Genomic DNA, 22,973 nt, shown 5'->3' on the forward strand with positions numbered 1-22,973 from the left:
CAGACGCACACAAGCGACCCTGCGCCCATGGCGCCTAGGCCGCCTCACCGCCCTGCATCGGGCACCAGGGGCCCTGGTCGTCCTGCGTGAGGATGACCGGGCCGTCCTCGGTGACTGCGACGGTGTTCTCGTAGTGGGCCGCGGGCTTGCCGTCGTCGGTGACCACGGTCCAGCCGTTGCCCAGCGTGTGGCACTCGTAGGTGCCGAGCGTGATCATCGGCTCGATGGCGATGACCATGCCCGCCTGGAGCTTGACGCCGCGGCCGCGCTTGCCGTAGTTGCGAACCTCGGGGTCCTCGTGCATGACGCGGCCCACGCCGTGGCCCACGTAGTCGCGCACGACGCCGTAGCCGTTCGACTCGGCGAGCTCCTGCACGGCGGCGCCCACGTCACCGAGGTGGTTGCCCGGGACGGCCTGCTCGATGGCGGCCTTGAGGCAGTCGCGCGTGCACTCGCACAGCGCCTTCCACTCCTCGGAGGGCTCGCCCACGTAGAACGTCCAGGCGTTGTCGCCCACCCAGCCCTGGTAGGTGGCGCCGGTGTCGATGGAGACGATGTCGCCCTCCTGCAGGATGACGCTCGTGGAGGGGATGCCGTGCACGATCTGCTCGTTGACCGAGGAGCAGACGCTGCCCGGGAAGCCGCCGTAGCCCTTGAACGTGGGGACGGCGCCGTGCAGCCTGATGAAGCCCTCGACCACCTGGTCGATCTCCATCGTGGTGGCGCCGGGGCGCACCATGGCCCCGGCACGGCGAAGGGCCGCCTTGGACAGCGCCCCGGCGGCCTTCATCTGCTCGATCTCGGCTGGTGTCTTGATGTGAATCATAGTCCGAGGAGCGCCTTGACGTCGGCGTACACGGCGTCGACCGGCCGGTCTCCGTCAACCTCCTTGAGAATGGCGTGACCCTTGTAGTACTCGACGAGCGGCGCGGTCTGCGTCTGGTAGACGTCGAGCCGGTGCTGGATCGTCTCCGGCTTGTCGTCGTCACGCTGGTACATCTCGCCGCCGCAGCGCGGGCACACGTCCACGCCGGCCGGCGCGGTGTAGCCGCACGAGCGGCAGGTGCGACGGGCGCTCAGGCGCTTGACGATGACGTCGGGCTCAACGGCGACGAGAAGCGCCGCGTCGAGCGTGCGCCCCATGGCCGCGAGCTCGGAGTCGAGCGTCACGGCCTGGGACGTGTTGCGCGGGAAGCCGTCGAGGATGAAGCCGCGCTGGGCGTCGTCGTCCTGCAGGCGCTCCTTAACGAGGTCGACCACGAGCTCGTCGGGGACGAGCTTGCCCTCGTCCATGTAGCCCTTGGCCTTCTTGCCCAGGCGGGAGCCGGCCTTGATGGCCGCGCGCAGAAGGTCGCCGGTGGAGATGTGCGCGAAGCCGTACTCCGCCACGAGCTTCTGCGCCTGGGTACCCTTGCCCGCCCCCGGGGCGCCGAGAAGAACGATGTTCATGCCAGCCGCCTTTCTCGCTTCAGACCTACCCGCGCGACGGGACTACTTGAAGAACCCGTCGTAGTTGTGCATCTTGAGCTGGCTCTCGATGGAGGAGAGCGTGTCCATGGCAACGCCGACCATGATCAGCACCGACGTGCCGCCGAACGCCTGGATCAGGGAGTTGCCCGTGAACCAGAAGATAATCGTGGGGACCACCGCCAGGACGGCCATGAACAGCGCGCCGGGCAGCGTCACGTGGTCGATCGTGCTCTTGATGTAGGCGGCCGTGGCGGCGCCGGGGCGCACACCGGGGATGAAGCCGCCCTGCTTGCGCAGCTGGTCCGCGGTCTCGGTGGGGTTGAAGACCATCGAGGAGTAGAAGTACGCGAAGGCCACGATGAGCACGACCGAGAGCAGCCAGTTGATCCAGCCGGACGAGAGCGCGTTGGCGGAGGCCAGCACCCAGTCGACCGTCGGGAAGAAGACCGCGATCTGGGCCGGCAGGTACAGGATGGCCGACGCGAAGATGATCGGCACGACGCCGGCGGTGTTGACCTTGATCGGCAGGTAGGTGGACTGGCCGCCCATCATGCGACGACCCACGACGCGCTTGGCGTACTGGATGGGGATGCGGCGCTGGCCGCGCTCCACGAACACGATGATCGGGATGATCGCCAGGATCACCACGAGGGTCACCACGGTGAGCACGACGTTGCCGGTGCCGGTGACCGAGGAGATGAGCGAGGTGGGCAGGCCGGACATGATGTTCGCGAAGATGATGAGCGACATGCCGTTGCCCACGCCACGCTGCGTGATGATCTCGCCGAGCCACATGATGATGATCGCGCCGACGAGCATCGTGAAGACGATGACGACGTCGAGCAGGATCTCGGGCGCGCCGGTGTTGGCAAACGACACGCGGTAGCTGCGGAACAGGAACAGGTAGCCGACGGCGTTGAGCAGCGCGAGCGCGATCGTGAGATAGCGCGTGTACTGCGTGATGCGCCGCTGCCCGGCCTCCCCCTCGCGGGCGAGCTCGCCCAGCGAGGGGATGACCGCCTGCAGCAGCTGCAGGATGATCTGAGCCGTGATGTAGGGCATGATGCCCAGGCTGAAGACAGACATGCGGGAAAGCGCGCCGCCCGAGAACAGGTTGAGCACGGCCATGGCGCCGTTGGAGGACAGGGCACTCTGGTAGGTGCCGAGAAGGTCCTGGAACGGCGCGCCCGGAACGGGCAGGTACGCACCGAAGCGGTACAGCAGGAGAATCCCTGCCGTCAGAAGCAGCTTCTGCCTGAGCTCTCGAACGCGAAACGCGTTGGCGATTCCCTTTAGCACGCCTGCTCGACCTTTCCTCCGGCCGCCTCGATCTTCTCCTTGGCCGAGGCGGAGACCTTGTCAACCTTCACGGTGAGCTTCTTGGTGAGCTCGCCGTCGCCAAGAACCTTCACCGGAATATAGTTGTGCTTGATGACGCCCTTGGCAACCAGCGCGTCGGCGTCGACGGTCTCGCCGTCGGCGAACAGCGCGTCGAGACGGGCGACGTTCACCGGGGCGTACTCCACGCGATTGTGGTTCTTGAAGCCGGGGAGCTTGGGGAGGCGCATCGCGAGCGGCTGCTGGCCGCCCTCGAAGCCCTTGCCCTTGCCGCCGCCGGAGCGGGAGAGCTGGCCCTTGGTGCCGCGGCCGGCCGTGGTGCCGTGACCGGACGAGTTGCCGCGGCCGATGCGCTTGCGGGCCTTGCGCGAGCCCTCAGCGGGACGCAGATCGTTGAGCTGCATGAGTGACTCCTAGTTCTCTTCCACGTCAACAAGGTGCTTGACCTTGAAGATCATTCCACGGATGCTCGGGTTGTCCGGCTGCTCGACGACGTCGCCGATCTTGCGGAGGCCGAGGGCGCGGCAGGTGGCCGTCTGGTCCTTCTTGACGGAGGCGACCGCGCTGCGGACGAGCTTGATCTTGAGGGACTGAGCCATCGTTAGTTCTCCTTCCCGGCGAACATCTCGCTGACCGTGATGCCGCGGCGCTCGGCGGTCTGCTCGGGGCTCGAGAGCTCCTTGAGGCCCTCGGCGGCCGCCTTGATGATGTTCATGGCGTTGCTCGTGCCGAGCGACTTGGACAGCACGTTGGTGATGCCCGCGAGCTCGAACAGCGGGCGCACCGGGCCGCCGGCGATGACGCCGGTACCCTCGATGGCCGGCTTGATCAGCACGTGGCCCGCACCGTAGTGACCCTCGACGGCGTGGGGGATGGTGCCGTGCTCGGTCACCGGCACGTGGAACATGTTCTTCTTGGCGTCCTCGACGCCCTTGGAAATGGCCAGGGGCACCTCGGCGGACTTGCCCATGCCGAGGCCCACGTTGCCCTTGCCGTCACCCACGGCCACGAGGGCCACGAGGGACATGCGACGGCCGCCCTTGACGGTCTTGGAGACGCGGTGGATGAAGACGACGCGCTCCTGAAGATCCGTGTCCTGCTGGCGCCTGCGATCTCGTGCCATTGAATCCTCCTAGAACTTCAGGCCCGCGTTGCGGGCACCGTCTGCAAGAGCCTTGACGCGACCGTGGTAGATGCGGCCGCCGCGGTCGAAGGTGACCTCGGTGACGCCCTTCTCCACGGCGCGCTTGCCCACCAGCTCGCCCACGAACTCGGCGGCCTCCTTGTTGGAGCCGATCTTGCCCGTGGCGCGGAACTCGGGGCTCAGCGTCGAGGCGGAGCAGATGGTCTTGCCGTCGGCATCGTCGATGACCTGAGCGTAGATGTTGGCGTTGGTGCGGTGCACGCTGAGGCGCGGACGCTCGGCCGTGCCGAAGATCTTGGCGCGGACGCGGCGCTCGCGGCGCTTGAGTGCGGCCTTCTTCGCCTGATGCTTGTTCATTCCTTCTCCTTAGACGTGCCGCCACCTGACGGGGTGACGGTCTTTCATGCCGAGACAGGCTACTACTTGGCGGCCTTGCCGAGCTTCCTGCGGATGTGCTCGCCCTCGTAGTGGATGCCCTTGCCCTTGTACGGCTCGGGCGGGCGCTTCATGCGAATCTCGGCCGCGACCTGGCCGACCTGCTCCTTGGAGATGCCCTTGACGGTGATGTGGGTGTTGTCGGGCACCTCGAACGTGATGTTCTCGGGAGCGGGGTAGACCACGGGATGCGAGTAGCCGAGGGAGAGGTCGAGGTCCTTGCCCTTGAGCGTGGCGCGGTAGCCGACGCCGGTGAGCTCGAGCTTCTTCTCGAAGCCCTCGGAGACGCCGACGACCATGTTGTGGAGCAGCGTGCGGGTGAGGCCCTGCTGCGCGTTGGAGGCGGTGCTGTCGTCAACGCGGACGACGTGGAGCTCCTCGCCCTCCTCCTTGATCTCGATCAGATCGGAGAACGTGCGGGTGAGCTCGCCCTTGCCGCCCTTGACGGTGACGGTGGTGCCGTTGACTGTCACAGTGACTCCGGCCGGAACCTGGACAGGCATCTTACCAATACGAGACATTATCGTCTCCCTTCATTCCTGCCGAGAGTTACCAGACGTAGGCGATGACCTCGCCGCCGACGCCGAGCTTGCGGGCGTCGCGGTCGCACATCATGCCCTTGGAGGTGGAGATGACGGCGGTGCCGAGGCCGCCGAGCACGCGCGGAAGCTTGTCCGCGGTGGAGTAGATGCGCAGGCCAGGCTTGGAGATCCGGCGGATGCCGCGGATGACCTTGGCGTGGCGGGCGCCGTACTTGAGGGTGATGTGGAGGGTCTTCTGGGGGGTCGTGTCCTCGACCTCGTACCCAGCGATGTACCCCTCCTCGCAGATGACGCGCGCGACCTCAACGAGCACCTTGGTCGAGGGCATGGACACCTCGGCCTTGTTGGCGGCGTTCGCGTTGCGGATGCGCGTCAGCATGTCAGAAATGGGGTCAGTGATCTTCATTGATCCTTCTCCTTAGGTAATGATGAACCTGAGTGCCCGGTTCGCCCGTACCCGTGGCGCGGACGCCTGGGCGTCAGAGCCCTGAGCGCCTACCAGCTGGCCTTGCGGACGCCAGGAAGCTCGCCCTTGCTCGCAAGCTCGCGGAAGCACACGCGGCAGAGGCCGAACTTGCGATAGACGGAGTGGGGACGCCCACAGCGCTGGCAACGGTTCTGCTTGCGGGTCGAGTACTTCGGCTCGCGCGACGCCTTGACGATCATCGATGTCTTAGCCACAAATCCTCCTTCAGTGCAAATCCTGGCGCGCGGCTCATGCCGCGTCGCCGATTGATATACGACCTACTCAGCCTTGAACGGGAAGTGGAAGGCGGAAAGCAGCGCCTTGCCCTCCTCGTCGGTCTGGGCGGTGGTCACGATGGTGATGTCCATGCCGCGGGTGTGGTCGACCTTGTCGAAGTCGATCTCCGGGAAGATGAGCTGCTCGGTGACGCCCATCGAGAAGTTGCCGCGGCCGTCGAAGCTCTTCGGCGAGATGCCGCGGAAGTCGCGGATGCGCGGGATGGCGATGGAGATGAGACGATCGAGGAACTCCCACATGCGGTCGCCGCGCAGGGTCACCTTGGCGCCGATGGGCATGCCGGCGCGCAGGTGGAAGGTGGCGATGGACTTGCGGGCGTGGGTGATCAGCGGCTGCTGGCCGGTGATGGCGCGCAGGTCGGCGACGGCGCCGTCGATGGCCTTGGCGTCCGTGGCGGCCTCGCCGACGCCCATGTTGACCACGATCTTCTCGAACTTGGGGATCTGGTTGACGTTCTTGTAGTTGAACTGCTTCTGGAGCTCGTCGCGCACGGTGGCGAAATACTGCTCCTTGAGGCGCGGGACGTACTTCTCGTCTGCCATGTTCTCTCCTTCAACTCTTGGGGCGTTCGCGCGGGGTTCCAACCTCGCGCCCCCCGACCCTGGCGAGGCCGGGAGCCATGTCACGCGCCCGAGGCAGAATCCTCCCTACCTACAGACGCAAGGAAACAGTTTATGCCTTTTCTCCGCAGAATGCAGCCGAGAAGCTCAGGGCACGTTTCCTGCACATTCGCCACGCCTCGCGGCGGTCCCGTCACGCGCTCAGGATTGCCCGCAAGTCGGAGCTTTTGACCCGTGTGCGCTCAGAAATCCCCGGAAGTCTGTGGTTGCGGCAACAGACTTCCGGGGATTTTCGAGCAGACCCCAGCGAGAAGCTCCGACATGCGTCGATTCCTCAGCGCGGAACCCGTGAAGCGAGAAGGACGAGAAGGCCCCCGGTTCATCGGAGAGAAGTTCCGCGAAGCACACTTCTTGGAGAGGAACCGGGGGCCTCCCCGAATGTCATGCGGTCAGAATCCTAGAACTTCTCGCCGCACTTCTTGCAGACGCGGACCTTGTTGCCCTTGTCGTCGACGTCGTGGCCGACGCGGGTGGGCTTGCCGCACTTGGGGCACACGAGCATGACGTTGGACACGTCGATCGCGGCCTCCTTCTCGACGAAGCCGCCCTGCTGGTTCTGGGCCGTCGGGCGCTGGGCCTTCTTGACCACGGCGACGCCCTCGACGACGACCTTGCCCTCGGCGGGCTTGGCCACGAGGACCTCGCCCTCCTTGCCCTTGTCCTTGCCGGAGAGAACGACGACCTTGTCGCCCTTCTTCACGTTCATCTTCGCCATATTCACTCACTCCCTAGAGCGTCTCAGGCGCGAGCGAGACGATCTTCATGTACTTGCGGTCGCGGAGCTCGCGGGCGACGGGCCCGAAGATACGGGTGCCCTTGGGCTCGCCCTCCTTGTCGACCAGCACGCAGGCGTTCTGGTCGAACTTGATGTAGCTGCCGTCCTTGCGGCGGGTCTCCTTGACGGTGCGCACGATGACGCAGCGAACGATGTCGCCCTTCTTCACCGAGCTGCCCGGGGTCGCCTCCTGCACGGCGCCGATGATGACGTCGGCCAGGCCGGCGTAGCGACGCTTGGAGCCACCGAGGACCTTGACGCACTTCACGCGCCGCGCGCCGCTGTTGTCAGCGACGTTGAGCATGGTCTCCATCTGAATCATTGGTGTTCCTCCGAACGGGGTGCCTTCCCAGAGGTGCGCCCGAGCGTGCGGCGCACATGGGAGCGGCTCGACAGTGAATACTTACTTGGCGCGCTCGACGATCTCGACCAGGCGCCAGCGCTTGGTCTTGGACAGCGGGCGGGTCTCCATGATGGTGACCAGGTCGCCGACGCCGCACTCGTTCTTCTCGTCGTGGGCGTGGAACTTCTTGGAGACGGTCATCATCTTGCCGTACTTGGGGTGGCGCTTGCGGTAGTCGGCCTTCACCGTGATGGACTTGTCGCCGGAGATGGAGACGACGGTCCCGGTGATGACCTTGCGCGCGTTTCTGGTTTCGGTCTCAGCCATAGTCATTCTCCTGCGATCTAGTTCTGAGCGGCGGACTTCTCCGCGGCGATCTGACGGGCGCGCTGCTCGGTGAGGACGCGCGCGATGTCCTTCTTCACGGTCTTGACGCGAGCCGTGTTGTCGAGCTGGCTCGTGGCCATCTGGAAGCGAAGGTTGAAGAGCTCGGCGCGGCCCTCCTCGAGCTTCTTGGCGAGCTCGTCATCGCTCATGGCCTGGACGTCCTTGTACTTCATCAACTATTCCTCCCCGTCGGACTCGGCGCGGGTGACGATCTTGGTCTTGATGGGCAGCTTGTGCTGCGCGAGACGCAGGGCCTCGCGAGCGACCTCGTCGGGCACGCCGTCGATCTCGAACATGATGCGGCCCGGCTTGACGACGGCCACCCACTCCTCGGGGTTGCCCTTGCCGGAGCCCATGCGGGTCTCGGCCGGCTTCTTGGTGATGGGCTTGTCGGGGAAGATGGTGATCCAGACCTTGCCGCCACGCTTCATGTAGCGGGTCATGGCGACACGGCAGGCCTCGATCTGGCGGTTGGTGATCCAGTGGGCCTCGAGCGCCTGGATGCCGTAGGAGCCGAAGTGCAGCTCGGTGTTGCCCTTGGCGTGGCCCTTCATGGAGCCGCGCTGAACCTTGCGGTGGAGAACGCGCTTAGGAGCGAGCATTAGCGGTTCCTCCTCTCGTTGCGACCGCGACGAGGACGGCTGGAGCCCTCGAGGGCCGGGCGCGGGGTGGCCTGGCCGGGCAGCTTCTCGCCGAGGTAGATCCAAACCTTGACGCCGCAGGCACCCATCGTGGTGCGGGCGGTGGACTGACCGTAGTCGATCACGGCGCGGAGGGTGTGCAGGGGCACGCGACCCTCGCGGTACCACTCGCGACGACCCATCTCGGCGCCGTTGAGGCGGCCGGAGCACTGGATGCGGATGCCCTTGGCGCCGGCCTTGCGGGCGGACTGGACGGCCTTGCGCATGGCGCGACGGAAGGCGACGCGCTGCTCGAGCTGCTCGGCCACGGACTGAGCGACGAGGTTGGCGTCGAGCTCGGGGCGCTTGACCTCGACCACGTCGACGTTGACCATGCCCTTGCCCACGCCGGCGACCTTCTCGAGGTCGGAGCGCAGGACGTCGATGTCGGCGCCCTTCTTGCCGATCACGATGCCCGGGCGGGCGGTGTAGATGGTGACCTTCACCTTGTCGCCGGCGCGCTCGATGTCCACGCGGGACAGCGCGGCGTTGGCGAGGCGCTTCTCGAGGTAGCGGCGGATGGCGAGGTCGTTGCCGAGGGTCTCGGCGTAGTTCTTATCGGCGTACCAGCGGGAACGCCACTCCTCGGTGATGCCGAGACGGAAGCCGGTAGGCTGAACCTTGTGACCCATGCTCGCTTACGCCTCCTTTCGCGGAGCGACGACGACGGTGATGTGGCTCATGCGCTTGTTGATGCGCGAGGCAGAGCCCTTGGCGCGAGGGCGGATGCGCTTGAGCGTGGCGCCCTCGTCAACGTAGGCGAGCTTGACGTAGAGGTCGTCAGCGCGCATGCCGTTGTTGTTCTCGGCGTTGGCCACCGCGGAGCGCAGGACCTTGGCCACGTCGACGGAGGCGGCGCGGGTCGAGAACTGCAGGACCTCGAGGGCCTTCTCGACGGGAAGGTTGCGGATCAGCGAGATGACGGCGCGAGCCTTGCGCGGCGCGATGCGCACGTACTTGGCGGTCGCGCGGACCTCGTTGGTGTTGGTGTTCTGAGCCATTTACTTCCCTACCCCCTAGTTGGCCTTGTGACCACGGAAGGTGCGGGTGGGGGCGAACTCGCCCAGCTTGTGACCCACCATGGACTCGGTGACGTACACGGGCACGTGCTTGCGGCCGTCGTGGACGGCGATCGTGTGACCGACCATCTCGGGGAAGATGGTCGAGGAGCGCGACCAGGTCTTGATGACCTCCTTGGTGCCAGCCTCGTTCTGAGCGGCGACACGCGCGAGGAGGCGAGTCTCCACGAACGGGCCCTTCTTGAGACTTCTGCTCATGCTTTCTATCTCCTACTACTCGTGTTCCGACTACTTGGACTTGCGGCGACGGATGATGAGGCGGTTGGAGGCCTTCTTCGGGTCGCGGGTCTTGTAACCCTTCGTCGGCTTGCCCCACGGGGTCACGGACGGACGGCCGGATGTGTGGTTCTTGCCCTCGCCGCCGCCGTGCGGGTGGTCGACCGGGTTCATGACCGTACCACGGACCGTCGGGCGGACGCCGGCCCAGCGCTTGCGGCCGGCCTTGCCGACCACGATGTTGGAGTGCTCGGCGTTGCCGACCTCACCGATGGTGGCGCGGCAGGTGAGCAGGACGCGGCGAAGCTCGGAGGAGGGCATGCGCAGGACGGCGTAGCCGTTGTCCTTGCCCATGAGCTGCACCGAGGTGCCGGCGGCGCGGGCCATGGCCGCGCCCTTGCCCGGCTGGAACTCCACGGCGTGCACGAGGGTGCCGACGGGGATCTCGGAGAGCGGCATGCAGTTGCCGGGCTTGATGTCGATGTCCTTGGTGCCGGACAGGACGACGTCGCCCACGTGCAGGCCCTCGGGGCACAGGATGTAGGCCTTGGCGCCGTCGGCGTAGTGCAGCAGCGCGATGCGGGCCGAGCGGTTGGGGTCGTACTCGATCGTGGCGACCTTGGCCGGCACGTCGTCCTTGCGGCGCTTGAAGTCGATCTTGCGGTACTGGCGCTTGTGGCCGCCGCCCTGGTGACGGGTGGTGATGCGGCCGTTGTTGTTGCGGCCGGCCTTCTTGGGCAGGGGCTCCAGGAGCGACTTCTCGGGGGTGGTGCAGGTGATCTCGGAGAAGTCCGAGACCGTCTGCCAGCGCCGACCGGCGCTCGTGGGCTTGAGGTGCTTGACTGCCATTGACTCTTTCCCTTCTTTTCCGTTGGCCGTCCCGCTCAGGGAGTGGCGGGCGACACCGGATTACCACGGTACCGCGCGTATCCATACGGCGCGGCATTGAGGCCCGAGCCCCGTGGGGCCCGGGCCGGGTTGCTACTCAGCGGCCTGCTGGTTGCCGAAGATCTCGATCGTCTCGCCGGCGGCGAGGGTCACGACGGCCTTCTTCCAGGAGCGCGTGGTGCCGGGGGTCTGGTAGCGGACGCGCTTCTTCTTGCCGGAGACGTTCATGGTGTTGACCTTGACCACGTGAACGCCGAAGAGCTTCTCGACGGCGGCGGCGATCTCCTCCTTGGGAGCGGCCTTGGCCACCTCGAAGGTGTACTTGCCCTGCTCCATGAGGTCGAAGGAACGCTCGGAGACGATCGGGCGGATGATCACGTCGTAGGCGGAGTTCATTTAAGCGAGCACCTCCTCGAGCTGCTTGGCGATGTCGGCGGTCATGACGAGCGCGCCGTTGTCGATAAGGGTGCGGGTGGTGGCCTCGGAGACGCCGATCACGCGGACGCCCTGGAGGTTGCGGAACGACAGGTAGGTGTTGACGTCGTCGTCCGGCACCACGATGGTCACGCGCTTGTCGCCCAGGCCGAGCGCGCCGAGGGCGGCCTTGGCCTGCTTGGTGGACGGCTTCTCGAAGGAGAGAGCGTCAACGAGCACGAGCTCCTGGTCGGCGACCTTGCCGGAGAGCACGGAGCGCATGGCGAGCTTGACCATCTTGTTGTTGATGCGCTTGTTGTGGGTGCGCGGGGTGGGTCCGAAGACCACGCCGCCGCCGGTCCACTGGGCGGCGCGGATGGAGCCCTGGCGGGCGCGACCGGTGCCCTTCTGACGGTACGGCTTGACGCCGCCGCCGGAGACCTCGTGGCGGTTCTTCACCGAGTGGGTGCCCTGACGCGCGCAGGAGTCCTGGCAGGTCACCACCTGGTGGATGACGGGGATGTTCGGCTCGATGCCGAAGACGTCGGCGGAGAGCTCGGCCTGGCCGACCTCAGCCCCCTCGACGTTCTTGATAGCGTACTTGGACATTCTGTCCTCCTTGTTAGCCTAAGACGTTTCCGGGCACTTAGGCCATGCGGACCTGGACGAGTGCGTTCTTGCCGCCGGGGACAGCGCCCTTGACGAGCATCAGGTTCTGCTCGGCGTCGATGCGGACGAGCTTGAGGTTCTTGACCGTCACGCGCTCGTCGCCCATGTGGCCGTACATGTGCAGGCCCTTGCGGACGCGCGCGGGATAGGCGCACTGGCCGATGGAGCCGGGCTTGCGCTGGTTGCGGGAGCCGTGCGTCATGGGCCCGCGGGAGAAGTTCCAGCGCTTGATGGTGCCCTGGAAGCCCTTGCCCTTGGAGGTGCCGATGACGTCAACGGCCTTGACGTCGGCAAAGTCGGCGACGGTCACGACGTCGCCGGTGTGGTGCTCCTCGCCGTTCTCGACGCGGACCTCGCGCAGGTAGCGCATGGGCTCCACGCCGGCGGCCTTGAAGTGGCCGGCCATGGGCTTGTTGACGTGCTTGGCGGAGATGTCTCCGAAGCCGATCTGGACGGCGTCGTAGCCGTCGGTCGCCTTCGTCTTGACCTGCGAGACGGTGCAGGGGCCAGCCTGGATGACGGTGACGGGCACGACGTTGTCGTCCTCGTCCCAGATCTGCGTCATCCCAAGCTTGCGGCCAAGGATCGTGCTGACCATGCCTTTTCCTAACCCTCGGTGGTCATGGGACCTTGGGGCACCCGTTGCCCCTCCCCAGCGGACCACGTCCTGTATCTGCGGCGCTTACGGGGACTTGACACAGATGTCCCCTTTTGCGCAGCCTGTCTAGTCTACACGCGACGCTCCGAATTCACAATGTCTACGCATAATTTTCTAGTGCCGTGAACTGCGGTTGCGCATTCCGCGCTCCCGGGCGTATCCATGGGCGGCGTTGGCGGCGGCGGTTTTACTCCTTGTTTGAGGCATCCTCCTGCCTTTACGCACGAATCGGACCCCCAAAGCGTTCGTATGGTCGGGAGCAAGCGGCGGCCGCGACGGGGTTGTGCCCGTAATCCGCAGTTACGCGTGCCTTGAGGCGTGACGCGCCATGTGTAACTCGCATTTTCCCGTCCAAATGATTGGAAGTTATGAGCTACGTATGCGTCTTGGCATGCGCAACCCAGAATCACTGACGCCAGGTGGAAGCGGGCGCGCACAGAAGGAGCCCCGACCCAGAGGGCCGGGGCTCGGAAGGACGATCGTGGACCCAACTGTTAGCGACGCTTGCGGAGGACGCGGGCGCCGAGAAGGGCCGCGGAGCCGGAGGCGGCGGCGAGAAGGGCCGCGACGGAGCCCGCGTCGCCAGTGGCGGCGAGCTTGTTCTTGTCGACGTCCTTGTCGCTGGATGCCTGCTTCGTGTCGGAGCCGCTGCCCGCGATCCCGTCGTCAGACGTGACGTTGGCGAGCACGAACGTCGAGAAGTGCGTTGTCGTGAAGCTCACGGTGCCGGCCTCGGCGTCGACCGTGGCGCCCATGTCGGTCACAGTGCCGTCATCGGCCACGTGGAAGACGTGCAGGCCGTCGGCCGAGAGGTCCTCGGGGATGGGCAGCGTCACGATGACGGAGTCGCCGTCGGGAATTTGGAAGACGTCGCCGAACATGTCGAGCAGATGGATGTCGTAGACGTACGGGTGGCCCGTCACGCCGGGGACCGCGGCGACCACTGCGTTGGTCGCGGTCTGGGCCTCGTCTCCGCCGAGCCAGTCGGTCACGAGCGTGAGCGAGGACCACATGCCGTCCGAGCCGTAATCCCCGTCGTTGGGCGTGTGCGCGAGCGTCGCGCCCTGCTCGTTGGTGATGACCGTCTGGTCAGCGACGCTTGCGTGCAGCGTGGAGGGACCGGAGAGCTGGACGAGCAGGATGCTCCCGTTGCCGGAGGGCACGAGGGTGCCCTTGCCCTCGAGCGAGGTCGAGAGCGCCTTGCCCTCGGGAACCGTCAGCGAATAGCCTGAGTAGGCCCCGCGGTTGTCGGCGCGCACCCAGAAGGGACCGTCCTTCCAGCCGTTGGCGTCATAGAGCGGGTCGGACGGATCGAGGCTGTTGGCACCGATGGTCATGGTCCACATCGCCGCGCCGCCGATGTTGCCGCCCGACGTAACGCCCTCGCCGAGGTCGAGGTCGAGCTGGTACCACTCGCCCAGGTCCGGGCGCCCGTCAAAGGTCATGACGCCGTCCTTGATGGTGTAGGGCAGCAGGCTGCCGTCCGCAGCCCAGGGCTCGGCCGGTGCCTCGCCGTCGTCGATGACGGTGTAGGTAGCCGTGTCGGTGAAGGTGGCCTCGGGGTGCGCGAGGTCGGTGATGGTCATGGTCACGTCGGTCGTTCCTGCTTTGAGCGGCGTGATGACACCGTCCTCGTCAACGGTGAGAACGCTGGGGTCACTCACGGAGAAGGAGGTCTCAATGTTGAGCACGCGGTCGGTGTCCGTGGAGGTGTAGGTGTAGCCGACGTAGGCCTGCCCCCACGAGGTCTGGATCGTCGCCTTCTCATAGGGGATAAGGTCGTCCACGACGAGCGTGGGACAATGGAACTGCTTGAGGTACTGCCTCGCCGCGTCATCGCCCTCGTTATACCAGGCGACAAACTCATCCCAGTGGTCATAGATGTTGAGCGAGTCTACCTCGAACGTGACAGCCTCCCCGTTGGTGGATGTGAGCGTCACGTACGCCACGCCCGCCTTATTCAAGTCATAGGTCTCAACCCAAAGGCCCCTCTCGTCCTGGGAGACACTGACGACAGACGGGTCCGAGCTCTCGAACGACTTGAGCTCCGTCCATGTCTTCCCCGCCTGCTCGAAGAGCTGCTTGGGATCGACGGTGCGGCCTGTCCCATAGTTGTGCGGCAGGCCGTTGCACTCCGGGCAGCTCGAGATGGTGAATAGATTGATGGTCTCCGTGCCCGGCGTGGCCTCGCCCGCCCTCGCGACGCTCGGGGCCAGGACGCCCAGGGCCACGGCGAGCGTGCACGCGAGCGCAGCGACGATTCTTCTCGGGTGTTTCATGACGTTCCCTTCTGAGCCCAGATTCAGACTCTTTTTAGACTATCCCCGCCCTGGGAACGTTCAAGGATCACGCAACAACTGACCGCGCCACCGTAAAACTTGGACGACGAGAGGGACAGCGGCCCCGCGAGCGGGCCCCTCGCCCTACCCCAGCGGCACGACGACGTCGGTCCGCCACGCCCCGTCGCGGACCTCCTCACGGACCTCGCCGTCGTGGTCGCGCGCTATCGACGCCACGATCTGGCGCCCCCAGCCGTGCTCGGGGAGGTCGTCGCCGCGGGCTCGTTCGGGCACGCGGGCGCCGGGCGCACAGGAGTTCTCCACGCGCACGGCGAGGCACCCGCGGCCCACGCGAGCCCCCACGCGCACGAACGGCGTCTCCGCGCCGCTCGCGTGCGCGGCCCCCACCGCGTTGCCGAGCAGGTTCGAGAGGAGCATCCCCACCTCGACGGGCGTGAGCCCCACGTCGCGGGGGATCTCCGCGCGGCACGACCAGCCTATTCCGAGCTCCGCGCACCGCCGCTCGTGCATGGAGAGCAGCGCCGCTGCCACCACGTGGTCGCACCGCTCCGTGCCCTTCTCGTCCGCCCCGCTTCCGAGCAATCTCTCGGCGGCCTCCAGGTCGCCCTCGTCGAGCGCCGCCGTCAGCGCCTCCAGCCGCCCGCGAGCCTCGGCGCGCAGCTCCTCGAGCGACCGGCACGTCTCCCTCACGCGGCGCGCGTGGGCGAGCTGCGCCTCGTACTGCTCGCGCGCCGCCTCTGCCTCCTGCCGCGCGAGCCCCGCCTCCTCCGAGGCCGCGAGGGCTCGAAAGAAGGCGACGTCGAGCGCCGGGCAGACCAGCGAGCACGCCGCGATGCACGTCGCCGACAGCATGCCGGGCGCCCCCGTCGCGTACAGCGCGAGCGAGAACGACGCGACGGCGAGCTGGCTCAGGGGGCAGAGCAGAAACGCGGCGCGCTGCCTGCCCGAGATGGGGCGGGACGGGACGACGAGCACGACCGTCGCGCCGACGAGCGCCGCCACCGATGCCGCCGAGAGCGCCAGCACGAGCCATCTCATCGCGCGCCCCCGTCCCCGCACCCCGCGTCCAGCTCGCCCAGGAGCTCCCGCGCGTATCGGCCCGCCTCCGCGAGCTCCCCGCGCGAGACCAGGGAGCGCAGCACGCCCCAGTGGCCCCGCAGGTCATGGCGCATCATGGCGACCTCCGACATCGCGTCCACCTCGGCGCGCGTCTGAGCGGCGAGCCGTTCGACGTGCTGCTCGTAGAAGCGGGCGCGCCGCCGCTCCTCCCCGCGCACGCGCAGCCTGCCGGCCGCCCTGAACACCTCGACGTCCGCGACCAGGCTCAGCACGCACAGGGCATCGGCCGCCCAGAAGATGGGACCCGTGGCGGGCGTGTCGAACATGCACCCCACGGACGTGAGAAACAGGGCCGCCGACTGCGCCACGAGAAACGCCGCGAGCGCGATCTGCCCCTCGTGCAGGCAGGCGAGCACATCGGGAAGCTGCCGCGAGAAGCCCCACAGCACCATCCCGAGCACCAGCGCGCCGAACAGCGTTGACGCGACGTGGGCTGGGTAGCGCTCCCAGGACGCCGCCACCGAGACCGCCGGCGCCCCTCCGGTCGCGACCTTCCAGAACGAGATGCTCAGGATCTCGGCCACGGCAACGGACGTGAGGATGAGCGCCGCCACGAGGACGCGCTCGCGCCAGTCTCCCCGATAGCACGCGACCGGCATGATCGCGCCCGCCACCACGACCGTCACTATGGTCGTCGGGTCTCCCGCGGGCAGGACGAGAAAGACGCCCACCGCGACCTCGATCGCGCGGAGCGCAGGCACGCTCCTCGGCCGCAGCACGCGCTCCGTGAAGCGATACGCCACGAGCAGCATGGGCACGAACGCGAGAAACACCAAGATGTAGGGCACCGCCCCGTCCGATGGTTCGCTCACAGCAGACCCCGCCTGACGCGCGCGAAGAGCGCCTCCTTGAACGCGGGGCGCCATCTGCGGCTCACCGGCAGCTCGACGCCCGTCACCAGCCTCACGGACTCGGAGCCAAGGCGCGCCACGTAGTCGAGGTTGATGAGATAGCTCTGGTGGCAGCGCGCGAACCACGTGGGCAGCTCGGCCTCGAGCTGCGACAGCTTGCCGTAGACGCGCAGGTCGCCCGTCCGCGCGTGCACGATGACATGGCGGCGGTCGCTCTCGGCGTAGGCGATATCGCGCGGCCGCACCACGTCGACCACGTGGTCATGACGCAGCGCAACAGGCTGGGCGCCGGTCTCCGCCTGACGGGCCCGCACCTGCTCGAGCGCCAGGCTCACGTCCTCCTGGCGAAACGGCTTTCGCAGGAAGCTCGCGTGCGCGGTGCGGTAGACGCGCGTGTGCGACTCCTCAAACCCGCTCACGTAGACCACCTGCGTGTCGCACCCCGGCGGCAGCAGGCGCTCCACCGCCTCGATGCCGCTCTCCCCTCCCAGGCGCACGTCCATGAAGACGATATCGGGCAGCTCCCCGCTATCGAGAAGCTCCTCAAGCTCGGGGGCGCTCGCGCACACGCGCGCCGCGAGTCCCCGGCCGAGCGGGGCGGCGGCGATCATCGCGGCGAGCTCGCGAGCCTCGCGCTCAACGTCATCCACGATCACGACATCAAGGCTCACGGTGCCCCCTCCCAACAAGCTGCTTAACGCAAACTTATCGCGTAGGGGGCAACTCCGGTAGCTCATCCGACACTTTTGACCCCACGAGCGATACAAATGGATTCGCGTTGCGAGCATCAGGTGGTCGATGGCCGTCTCGCGCCCGGCTAGAATCGTCTCAACGCCAGGCCCCGACGAAGGAGGACCCGTGAACGCGAGCTACGAGCTGTTCATCATGCCGACGTGCCCGTTCTGCCAGAAGGTGCTGCGCTACATGGAGGGCGCCGGGATCGAGCTGCCGCTGCTCGACATCACCCGCGACCCCGCCGCGCGCGAGCGCCTGGTCGAGGTGGGCGGCAAGGCACAGGTGCCGTGCCTCTTCATCGACGGCGCGCCGCTCTACGAGTCCGACGACATCATCGCCTACCTCAAGGAGCACGTCGCCCAGGCGTGACGACGCCCGTCGACGTGCGGGAAGCTGACGCTTCCGAACCAAAATCCGTCAGGACTCCGCACCCCAACTGTTGAGGTGCGGCAAGCTGACGCCTTCGACCCCGCAAACGTCAGGAAGCCGCACCCCCAAGAGAGGTGCGGCTTCCTGACGCTCTTCTCGCCCCGCGCGCCATAGAGCCACCACGCAAAAGGCCCCCGGTGTTCCTAAGCGAGAGTTCCGCGAAGCGCACTCTCGCGTGGAACACCGGGGGCCTTCCCAGGTGCGTTAGGACCTAGAGCTTGATCTCGATGTCAACGCCGGCCGGGAGGTCGAGACGCATGAGCGAGTCAACGGTGGCGGCAGCGGGGTCGAGAATGTCGATGAGACGCTTGTGGGTGCGCATCTCGAACTGCTCGCGGCTGTCCTTGTCCTTGTGCGGCGAGCGGATGACCGTGTAGAGGTTGCGCTCGGTGGGCAGGGGGATGGGGCCGGACACGCGGGCACCCGTCTTCTGGGCGGTGTCGACGATGAGCTTCGCGGACTGATCAACGACCTCGTGATCGTAGCCCTTGAGGCGGATCCTGATCTTCTGGCTTGACACTGTGTACCTCCAAATGAGCTAGGGCTCGGGTCGTTGAGTTAGGAAACGTTTCCGCCGTTCTTGGCGACGATCTCGTCGCGAATGTTCTTCGGGACGGGCTCGTAGGAGTCGAACTGCATGGTGTAGCTCGCGCGACCCTGCGTCTGGGAGCGGAGGTCGGTGGCGTAGCCGAACATCTCGCCCAGGGGCACCTTGGCGCGGATTACCTTGGTGTCGCGACGGTCCTCCATGCCCTCGATCTTGCCGCGGCGGCCCGAGAGGTTGCCCATGACGTCGCCCATGTACTGCTCGGGGGTCTCGACCTCGACCTCCTCGATCGGCTCGAGGAGCACGGGGTTGGACTTGCGCAGGGCCTCCTTGATGGCCATGGAGCCGGCGATCTTGAAGGCGGCCTCGGAGGAGTCGACCTCGTGGTAGGAGCCGTCGACGAGCTTGACCTTGATGTCGACGACCGGGTAGCCGGCGATGACGCCGCTCTCGAGCGCCTCCTGGATGCCCTTGTCGATGGAGGGGATGTACTCCTTCGGAATCACGCCGCCGACGATGGCGTTCTCGAACTCGTAGCCCTTGCCCTCCTCGTTGGGCTCCATGTCGATGATGGCGTGGCCGTACTGGCCGCGGCCGCCGGACTGGCGGACGAACTTGCCCTCGACGTGGCTGACGGCCTTGCCGGCGGTCTCGCGGTAGGCGACCTGCGGCTTGCCCACGTTGCAGTCGACCTTGAACTCGCGGCGCAGACGGTCGACGATGATCTCGAGGTGCAGCTCGCCCATGCCGGAGATGATGGTCTGGCCGGTCTCGTGGTCGGTGTGGACCTGGAAGGTCGGGTCCTCCTCGGCGAGCTTGGCCAGGCCCACGGACATCTTGTCCTGCTCGGCCTTGGTCTTGGGCTCAACGGCGACGGAGATGACCGGCGTGGCGAACTCGATGGACTCGAGGATGATCGGGTTCTTCTCGTCGCAGAGGGTCTCGCCGGTGGTGGTGTTCTTGAGGCCCACGCAGGCAACGATGTCGCCGGCGGAGCAGCCCTCGCGGTCAACGCGGTCGTTGGCGTTCATCTCGAGGATGCGGCCCAGACGCTCGCGGCTGTCCTTGACCGAATTGTAGACGTAGGAGCCCGCGTCGGCGTGACCGGAGTACACACGGATGTAGGTGAGCTTGCCCACGTACGGGTCGGTCATGATCTTGAACGCGAGCGCGGAGAACGGCTCCTTGGGGTCGGCGTGACGGACCGCCGGCTCGCCCTTGAGGTCGGTGCCGTCGATCTCGGCGACGTCGAGCGGGCTCGGCAGGTAGTCCACGACGGCGTCGAGAAGCTCCTGGATGCCCTTGTTCTTGTAGGCGGAGCCCACGAAGACGAGGTTGAGCTCGCCGGCGATGACGCCCTTGCGCAGGGCGGCCTTGAGGAGGTCAACGGGGATCTCCTCCTCCTCGAGCACGAGCTCCATGATCTCGTCGGAGAAGTTGGAGGCGGCGTCGAGAAGCTCCTCGCGCTTCTCCTGGGCCAGCTCGACGAACTCGTCGGGGATGGCATCGAGGGGCTCGGGGTAGATCATGCCCTTCGCGTCCTCCTTGAAGTCCCAGGCGGTCATGGTGACCAGGTCCACGAGACCCCAGAAGTTGGACTCGGCGCCCATCGGGATCTGGGCCGCCACGGCGTTGGCGTGCAGGCGGTCCTTCATGGTGTCGATGGCGTGGAAGAAGTCGGCGCCCACGCGGTCGTACTTGTTGATGAAGGCGATGCGGGGCACGCCGTACGTGGTGGCCTGGCGCCACACGGTCTCGGACTGCGGCTGGACGCCGGCCACGGCGTCAAAGACGGCCACGGCGCCGTCGAGGACGCGCAGGCAGCGCTCGACCTCGGAGGTGAAGTCCACGTGGCCCGGGGTGTCGATGATCTGGATGACGTGGTCCTTCCAGAAGCACGTGGTGGCCGCGGAGGTGATGGTCACGCCGCGCTCCTGCTCCTGGACCATCCAGTCCATGGTGGCCGCGCCGTCGTGGACCTCGCCGATCTTGTGGGTCTTGCCGGTGTAGTAGAGGATTCGCTCGGTCGTGGTGGTCTTGCCCGCGTCGATGTGGGCCATGATGCCGATGTTGCGGAGGTCCTCGAGCTTGTACTTAACCTTTGCCATACGTAGTCTCTCCTCGGATCGGCGAACTAGAAGCGGTAGTGAGAGAAGGCGCGGTTGGCCTCGGCCATCTTGAAGAGGTCCTCACGACGCTTGATGGAGGCGCCCACGCCGTTGGAGGCGTCGAGGATCTCGTTGGCCAGACGCTCGGCCATGGTCTTCTCCTTGCGGGCGCGCGAGAAGTTCACGATCCAGCGGATGGCAAGGGTGGTGGCGCGACGGGAGTTGACCTCCATCGGCACCTGGTAGGTGGCGCCGCCCACGCGCTTGGGCTTGACCTCGAGGGTCGGGCGGACGTTGTCCATGGCCTTCTTGAAGACGGAGAGGGCGTCCTCGCCGGACTTCTCGGCCACGATGTCAAAGGCACCGTAGACGATGCGCTCGGCGGTGGCCTTCTTGCCGTCGAGAAGGACCTTGTTGATGAGCTGGGTCACGAGGCGGTTGTTGTAGACAGCATCAGGCTGGACCTCGCGACGGTGGTTCTTGGCTGCTGCACGACGCGGCATGTTCTATCTCCTTCGGTGTGGGGCTCGTTGGGTGGCGTGACTACTTCGGGCGCTTGGTGCCGTAGCGGGAACGGGCCTTCTGGCGGTTCTGCACGGCGGCGCAGTCGTAGGCGCCACGGATGATCTTGTAGCGGACACCGGGGAGGTCGCGCACGCGGCCGCCGCGGATCAGGACGATGGAGTGCTCCTGGAGGTTGTGGCCCTCACCGGGGATGTAGGCCGTGACCTCGATGCCGTTGACGAGGCGCACGCGGGCGACCTTGCGCAGGGCGGAGTTCGGCTTCTTGGGGGTGGTGGTGAAGACGCGGGTGCAGACGCCGCGCTTCTGGGGGTTGTGCTGCAGAGCGGCGTTCTTGGACTTGGCCTTGACGCTCACGCGGCCCTTGCGGACGAGCTGGTTGATAGTAGGCAAAGCTCTCTCCTTCTATAGCTCCTACGTGCCTGTTTGTCGTATTCAAGGGGCGGGCAGCACCCCAAACCCCGGATTGACGCGACGATGAACGTTACGCTGTCGCGCGGCAGTTGTCAAAATGCCACGGGTCCGGGCGTATCCATTCTTCACGCGGCATCCACGGTGGGGCGCCGGGCTCGTCATTCGAGGTCCTTCTCGCCCGCGCGCTAGAGCAGGTTGCGACGAAGCACGCGCACGAGCGGCGTCGGATTGTCCACGAGCTGGTACTCGTAGCGCATGTCAACGATCGTATCCTCGTTTGGAATGAGGCCCACCACCGCGATGAGCGCGTCGCGCGCGGCGGGTTCCCAGGGGATGTAGACGCGCGCGACGTTGCCGTTCTCGTCGTACTCAAGGCAGACGCGCGTGGCCAGCGTCGTGTCGTCGAGCACGAAGCGCTCGACGCTGCGCGCCATCGCGCCCCAGTAGCCGTCCGAAGAGACGATCGCCGTCACGCGGCCGGAATCGTCACGCTCGAGCTCGTAGGAGCGGCGCCCCGTCTCGACCCCACCCGTCCCATAGCTGATCAGGGAGGAGAGGCCGCCGTCCTCGTATTCGTAGCGCTCCGCCACCTGGCCCGCGTCGTAGACCTCAACCCAGTCCGTGACGCCGTCCGCACCGACGCTGCGCCGCTGCGTGATCGAGCCCGACTCGTCGTAGCCGTCGCACACGAAGGAGCCGTCGTCGGCATAGGCGTAGAGCACGTAGCCCGAGAGCGCGCCGCCCGTCAGGGTATCCGTGCGCGTTGGGCGTCCTTGGTCGTCATAGGTGACCCGGTAGCTGGTGGCGGTGACGTCATCGTCGCGGCCGACCAGCGCCACCACGTTGCCGTGGTCGTCGGTCTCGAGGCTCTCGGCCTGGCCGTTCACCGTCAGGCTCCGGGTGACCCCATCGGTGCCGAGAACGCGCTCGGTAGTCCCGAACTGCGTGAAGAGCATCTGGTCGGGACAGGCCTTGAGCATGACGGCGTACGCATAGGGGGTTGTGTTGGCGAAGATCATCTCCGAGCCGTCGGACATGGAGTCGTTCCAGGCGTTCCCGGTGTTCGTGACGACCCACACCGGCTGGGGGCGGAGCAGGAACCACCACGCGGCTCCCCCGCCGGCGAGAAGGACCGCGAGCGCGGCGACCACGATCGCGACAACGCGACGGCGGCGGGGCTTGGGGCCGGCCGGCTGCTGGGCGGGCGCCGGGGCCGGCGCCACGGGCTTCTCGCCGCCGAGCGTCGACCCGCAGCGCGAGCAGAACCTGGCGCCGTCTGGAAGCTGCGATCCGCATCGCGGACAGAACATGGCCGCTCCCTCCCGTTTTGGGGTGTTTTCAGAGATTCTATTCCTTGGGGAGCCTCCCGTGGCGCACGGCGATGGACCTGCGGCTTCCGGACGGTTCTGTGGCCTAAAGCGTCAGGATGCAGCAGGTCAACAAAAGAGGTGGGGGGCGCTGACCATTTTTTTTTTTTATACATGCCCTAAATACCACCCCACGGGAGAGGGCAGATCCCCCCCCAAA

The 22,973-nt window shown here is 66.5% G+C and carries 33 protein-coding genes; 1 reads left to right on the plus strand and 32 read right to left on the minus strand.

Annotated features, from left to right (window positions below; translation table 11 throughout):
• Positions 1–34 precede the first annotated feature (34 nt).
• The 27 genes from map to ACWTSU_RS01850 all read right to left on the minus strand — a co-directional run bounded on the left by map (position 35) and on the right by ACWTSU_RS01850 (position 17,362).
• Entirely contained in the window at positions 35–826 is a 792-nt protein-coding gene (map, locus tag ACWTSU_RS01720) for a type I methionyl aminopeptidase (RefSeq protein WP_455138176.1), read from the minus strand.
• Complete coding sequence (locus tag ACWTSU_RS01725) at positions 823–1,449, minus strand: adenylate kinase (protein WP_455138177.1); 627 nt, start codon at positions 1,447–1,449, stop codon at positions 823–825. The genes map and ACWTSU_RS01725 overlap by 4 nt, the downstream gene beginning before the upstream one ends.
• A 42-nt stretch (positions 1,450–1,491) precedes the next feature.
• The gene (gene secY, locus ACWTSU_RS01730; protein ID WP_455138178.1) at positions 1,492–2,769 is read right to left on the minus strand and encodes a preprotein translocase subunit SecY; all 1,278 of its coding nucleotides are present in this window, start codon (positions 2,767–2,769) and stop codon (positions 1,492–1,494) included.
• A complete protein-coding gene (rplO, locus tag ACWTSU_RS01735) occupies positions 2,763–3,212 on the minus strand; it encodes a 50S ribosomal protein L15 (protein WP_455138179.1) in 450 nt (149 codons plus the stop codon). The genes secY and rplO overlap by 7 nt, the downstream gene beginning before the upstream one ends.
• Positions 3,213–3,221: 9 nt before the next feature.
• Complete coding sequence (rpmD, locus tag ACWTSU_RS01740) at positions 3,222–3,407, minus strand: 50S ribosomal protein L30 (RefSeq protein ID WP_455136500.1); 186 nt, start codon at positions 3,405–3,407, stop codon at positions 3,222–3,224.
• A gap of 2 nt (positions 3,408–3,409) precedes the next feature.
• The gene (gene rpsE, locus ACWTSU_RS01745; protein WP_455136499.1) at positions 3,410–3,931 is read right to left on the minus strand and encodes a 30S ribosomal protein S5; all 522 of its coding nucleotides are present in this window, start codon (positions 3,929–3,931) and stop codon (positions 3,410–3,412) included.
• 9 nt (positions 3,932–3,940) lie between these two features.
• Entirely contained in the window at positions 3,941–4,309 is a 369-nt protein-coding gene (rplR, locus tag ACWTSU_RS01750) for a 50S ribosomal protein L18 (RefSeq protein ID WP_455136498.1), read from the minus strand.
• 62 nt (positions 4,310–4,371) lie between these two features.
• Entirely contained in the window at positions 4,372–4,908 is a 537-nt protein-coding gene (gene rplF, locus ACWTSU_RS01755) for a 50S ribosomal protein L6 (RefSeq protein ID WP_455138180.1), read from the minus strand.
• 28 nt (positions 4,909–4,936) lie between these two features.
• Positions 4,937–5,335, minus strand: coding sequence for a 30S ribosomal protein S8 (rpsH, locus tag ACWTSU_RS01760; protein ID WP_455136496.1), 399 nt, complete (start codon positions 5,333–5,335; stop codon positions 4,937–4,939).
• 89 nt (positions 5,336–5,424) lie between these two features.
• Positions 5,425–5,610 carry a type Z 30S ribosomal protein S14 gene (locus ACWTSU_RS01765; protein WP_058271077.1) on the minus strand — a complete coding sequence of 62 codons (186 nt, stop codon included), beginning with the start codon at positions 5,608–5,610 and terminating at the stop codon, positions 5,425–5,427.
• Between the two features lie 63 nt (positions 5,611–5,673).
• On the minus strand, positions 5,674–6,234 hold the full coding sequence (rplE, locus tag ACWTSU_RS01770) for a 50S ribosomal protein L5 (RefSeq protein WP_455138181.1): 561 nt from the start codon (positions 6,232–6,234) through the stop codon (positions 5,674–5,676).
• A gap of 475 nt (positions 6,235–6,709) precedes the next feature.
• Entirely contained in the window at positions 6,710–7,027 is a 318-nt protein-coding gene (rplX, locus tag ACWTSU_RS01775; protein ID WP_455136494.1) for a 50S ribosomal protein L24, read from the minus strand.
• Between the two features lie 13 nt (positions 7,028–7,040).
• Positions 7,041–7,409: a 50S ribosomal protein L14 gene (gene rplN / locus ACWTSU_RS01780; protein ID WP_455136493.1), complete on the minus strand. Its 369-nt coding sequence runs from the start codon at positions 7,407–7,409 to the stop codon at positions 7,041–7,043.
• A gap of 81 nt (positions 7,410–7,490) precedes the next feature.
• The gene (gene rpsQ, locus ACWTSU_RS01785; RefSeq protein WP_455136492.1) at positions 7,491–7,757 is read right to left on the minus strand and encodes a 30S ribosomal protein S17; all 267 of its coding nucleotides are present in this window, start codon (positions 7,755–7,757) and stop codon (positions 7,491–7,493) included.
• A 17-nt stretch (positions 7,758–7,774) separates the two neighbouring features.
• A complete protein-coding gene (gene rpmC, locus ACWTSU_RS01790; RefSeq protein ID WP_455136491.1) occupies positions 7,775–7,990 on the minus strand; it encodes a 50S ribosomal protein L29 in 216 nt (71 codons plus the stop codon).
• 3 nt (positions 7,991–7,993) lie between these two features.
• The gene (gene rplP, locus ACWTSU_RS01795; protein ID WP_455136490.1) at positions 7,994–8,419 is read right to left on the minus strand and encodes a 50S ribosomal protein L16; all 426 of its coding nucleotides are present in this window, start codon (positions 8,417–8,419) and stop codon (positions 7,994–7,996) included.
• Positions 8,419–9,129 carry a 30S ribosomal protein S3 gene (gene rpsC / locus ACWTSU_RS01800; RefSeq protein ID WP_455138182.1) on the minus strand — a complete coding sequence of 237 codons (711 nt, stop codon included), beginning with the start codon at positions 9,127–9,129 and terminating at the stop codon, positions 8,419–8,421. Before rpsC ends, rplP begins: the two co-directional genes overlap by 1 nt.
• A gap of 6 nt (positions 9,130–9,135) precedes the next feature.
• Positions 9,136–9,498: a 50S ribosomal protein L22 gene (rplV, locus tag ACWTSU_RS01805; RefSeq protein WP_455138183.1), complete on the minus strand. Its 363-nt coding sequence runs from the start codon at positions 9,496–9,498 to the stop codon at positions 9,136–9,138.
• A 15-nt stretch (positions 9,499–9,513) separates the two neighbouring features.
• Positions 9,514–9,774 (minus strand): 30S ribosomal protein S19, encoded by a 261-nt coding sequence (gene rpsS, locus ACWTSU_RS01810; RefSeq protein WP_087227318.1) that lies wholly within the window; start codon positions 9,772–9,774, stop codon positions 9,514–9,516.
• 30 nt (positions 9,775–9,804) lie between these two features.
• A complete protein-coding gene (rplB, locus tag ACWTSU_RS01815) occupies positions 9,805–10,641 on the minus strand; it encodes a 50S ribosomal protein L2 (protein ID WP_455138184.1) in 837 nt (278 codons plus the stop codon).
• A 132-nt stretch (positions 10,642–10,773) separates the two neighbouring features.
• A complete protein-coding gene (gene rplW, locus ACWTSU_RS01820; protein ID WP_455136486.1) occupies positions 10,774–11,076 on the minus strand; it encodes a 50S ribosomal protein L23 in 303 nt (100 codons plus the stop codon).
• Positions 11,077–11,703, minus strand: coding sequence for a 50S ribosomal protein L4 (rplD, locus tag ACWTSU_RS01825; RefSeq protein ID WP_455136485.1), 627 nt, complete (start codon positions 11,701–11,703; stop codon positions 11,077–11,079). It abuts the gene before it with no gap.
• A gap of 37 nt (positions 11,704–11,740) precedes the next feature.
• Complete coding sequence (gene rplC, locus ACWTSU_RS01830; RefSeq protein WP_455136484.1) at positions 11,741–12,361, minus strand: 50S ribosomal protein L3; 621 nt, start codon at positions 12,359–12,361, stop codon at positions 11,741–11,743.
• A gap of 554 nt (positions 12,362–12,915) precedes the next feature.
• Positions 12,916–14,700 carry a hypothetical protein gene (locus tag ACWTSU_RS01835; RefSeq protein WP_455138185.1) on the minus strand — a complete coding sequence of 595 codons (1,785 nt, stop codon included), beginning with the start codon at positions 14,698–14,700 and terminating at the stop codon, positions 12,916–12,918.
• 144 nt (positions 14,701–14,844) lie between these two features.
• The gene (locus tag ACWTSU_RS01840; RefSeq protein ID WP_455138186.1) at positions 14,845–15,759 is read right to left on the minus strand and encodes a GHKL domain-containing protein; all 915 of its coding nucleotides are present in this window, start codon (positions 15,757–15,759) and stop codon (positions 14,845–14,847) included.
• The gene (locus ACWTSU_RS01845) at positions 15,756–16,652 is read right to left on the minus strand and encodes a hypothetical protein (protein WP_455138187.1); all 897 of its coding nucleotides are present in this window, start codon (positions 16,650–16,652) and stop codon (positions 15,756–15,758) included. Before ACWTSU_RS01845 ends, ACWTSU_RS01840 begins: the two co-directional genes overlap by 4 nt.
• Entirely contained in the window at positions 16,649–17,362 is a 714-nt protein-coding gene (locus ACWTSU_RS01850; protein WP_455138188.1) for a LytR/AlgR family response regulator transcription factor, read from the minus strand. The genes ACWTSU_RS01845 and ACWTSU_RS01850 overlap by 4 nt, the downstream gene beginning before the upstream one ends.
• Positions 17,363–17,549: 187 nt before the next feature.
• Between ACWTSU_RS01850 and ACWTSU_RS01855 the strand changes: the two genes are divergently transcribed.
• Positions 17,550–17,795: a glutaredoxin family protein gene (locus tag ACWTSU_RS01855; RefSeq protein WP_455138189.1), complete on the plus strand. Its 246-nt coding sequence runs from the start codon at positions 17,550–17,552 to the stop codon at positions 17,793–17,795.
• A 271-nt stretch (positions 17,796–18,066) separates the two neighbouring features.
• On the opposite strand, the gene rpsJ is transcribed toward ACWTSU_RS01855, so the two are convergent.
• The 5 genes from rpsJ to ACWTSU_RS01880 all read right to left on the minus strand — a co-directional run bounded on the left by rpsJ (position 18,067) and on the right by ACWTSU_RS01880 (position 22,756).
• Complete coding sequence (gene rpsJ / locus ACWTSU_RS01860) at positions 18,067–18,375, minus strand: 30S ribosomal protein S10 (RefSeq protein ID WP_075575844.1); 309 nt, start codon at positions 18,373–18,375, stop codon at positions 18,067–18,069.
• 38 nt (positions 18,376–18,413) lie between these two features.
• The gene (gene fusA, locus ACWTSU_RS01865) at positions 18,414–20,510 is read right to left on the minus strand and encodes an elongation factor G (RefSeq protein WP_455138190.1); all 2,097 of its coding nucleotides are present in this window, start codon (positions 20,508–20,510) and stop codon (positions 18,414–18,416) included.
• 26 nt (positions 20,511–20,536) lie between these two features.
• On the minus strand, positions 20,537–21,013 hold the full coding sequence (gene rpsG, locus ACWTSU_RS01870) for a 30S ribosomal protein S7 (RefSeq protein ID WP_455136317.1): 477 nt from the start codon (positions 21,011–21,013) through the stop codon (positions 20,537–20,539).
• A gap of 40 nt (positions 21,014–21,053) precedes the next feature.
• On the minus strand, positions 21,054–21,425 hold the full coding sequence (gene rpsL, locus ACWTSU_RS01875) for a 30S ribosomal protein S12 (protein ID WP_455138191.1): 372 nt from the start codon (positions 21,423–21,425) through the stop codon (positions 21,054–21,056).
• A 206-nt stretch (positions 21,426–21,631) separates the two neighbouring features.
• Entirely contained in the window at positions 21,632–22,756 is a 1,125-nt protein-coding gene (locus ACWTSU_RS01880) for a zinc ribbon domain-containing protein (protein WP_455138192.1), read from the minus strand.
• Positions 22,757–22,973 lie beyond the last annotated feature (217 nt).

The sequence above is a fragment of the Thermophilibacter sp. genome (genome assembly GCF_966187215.1).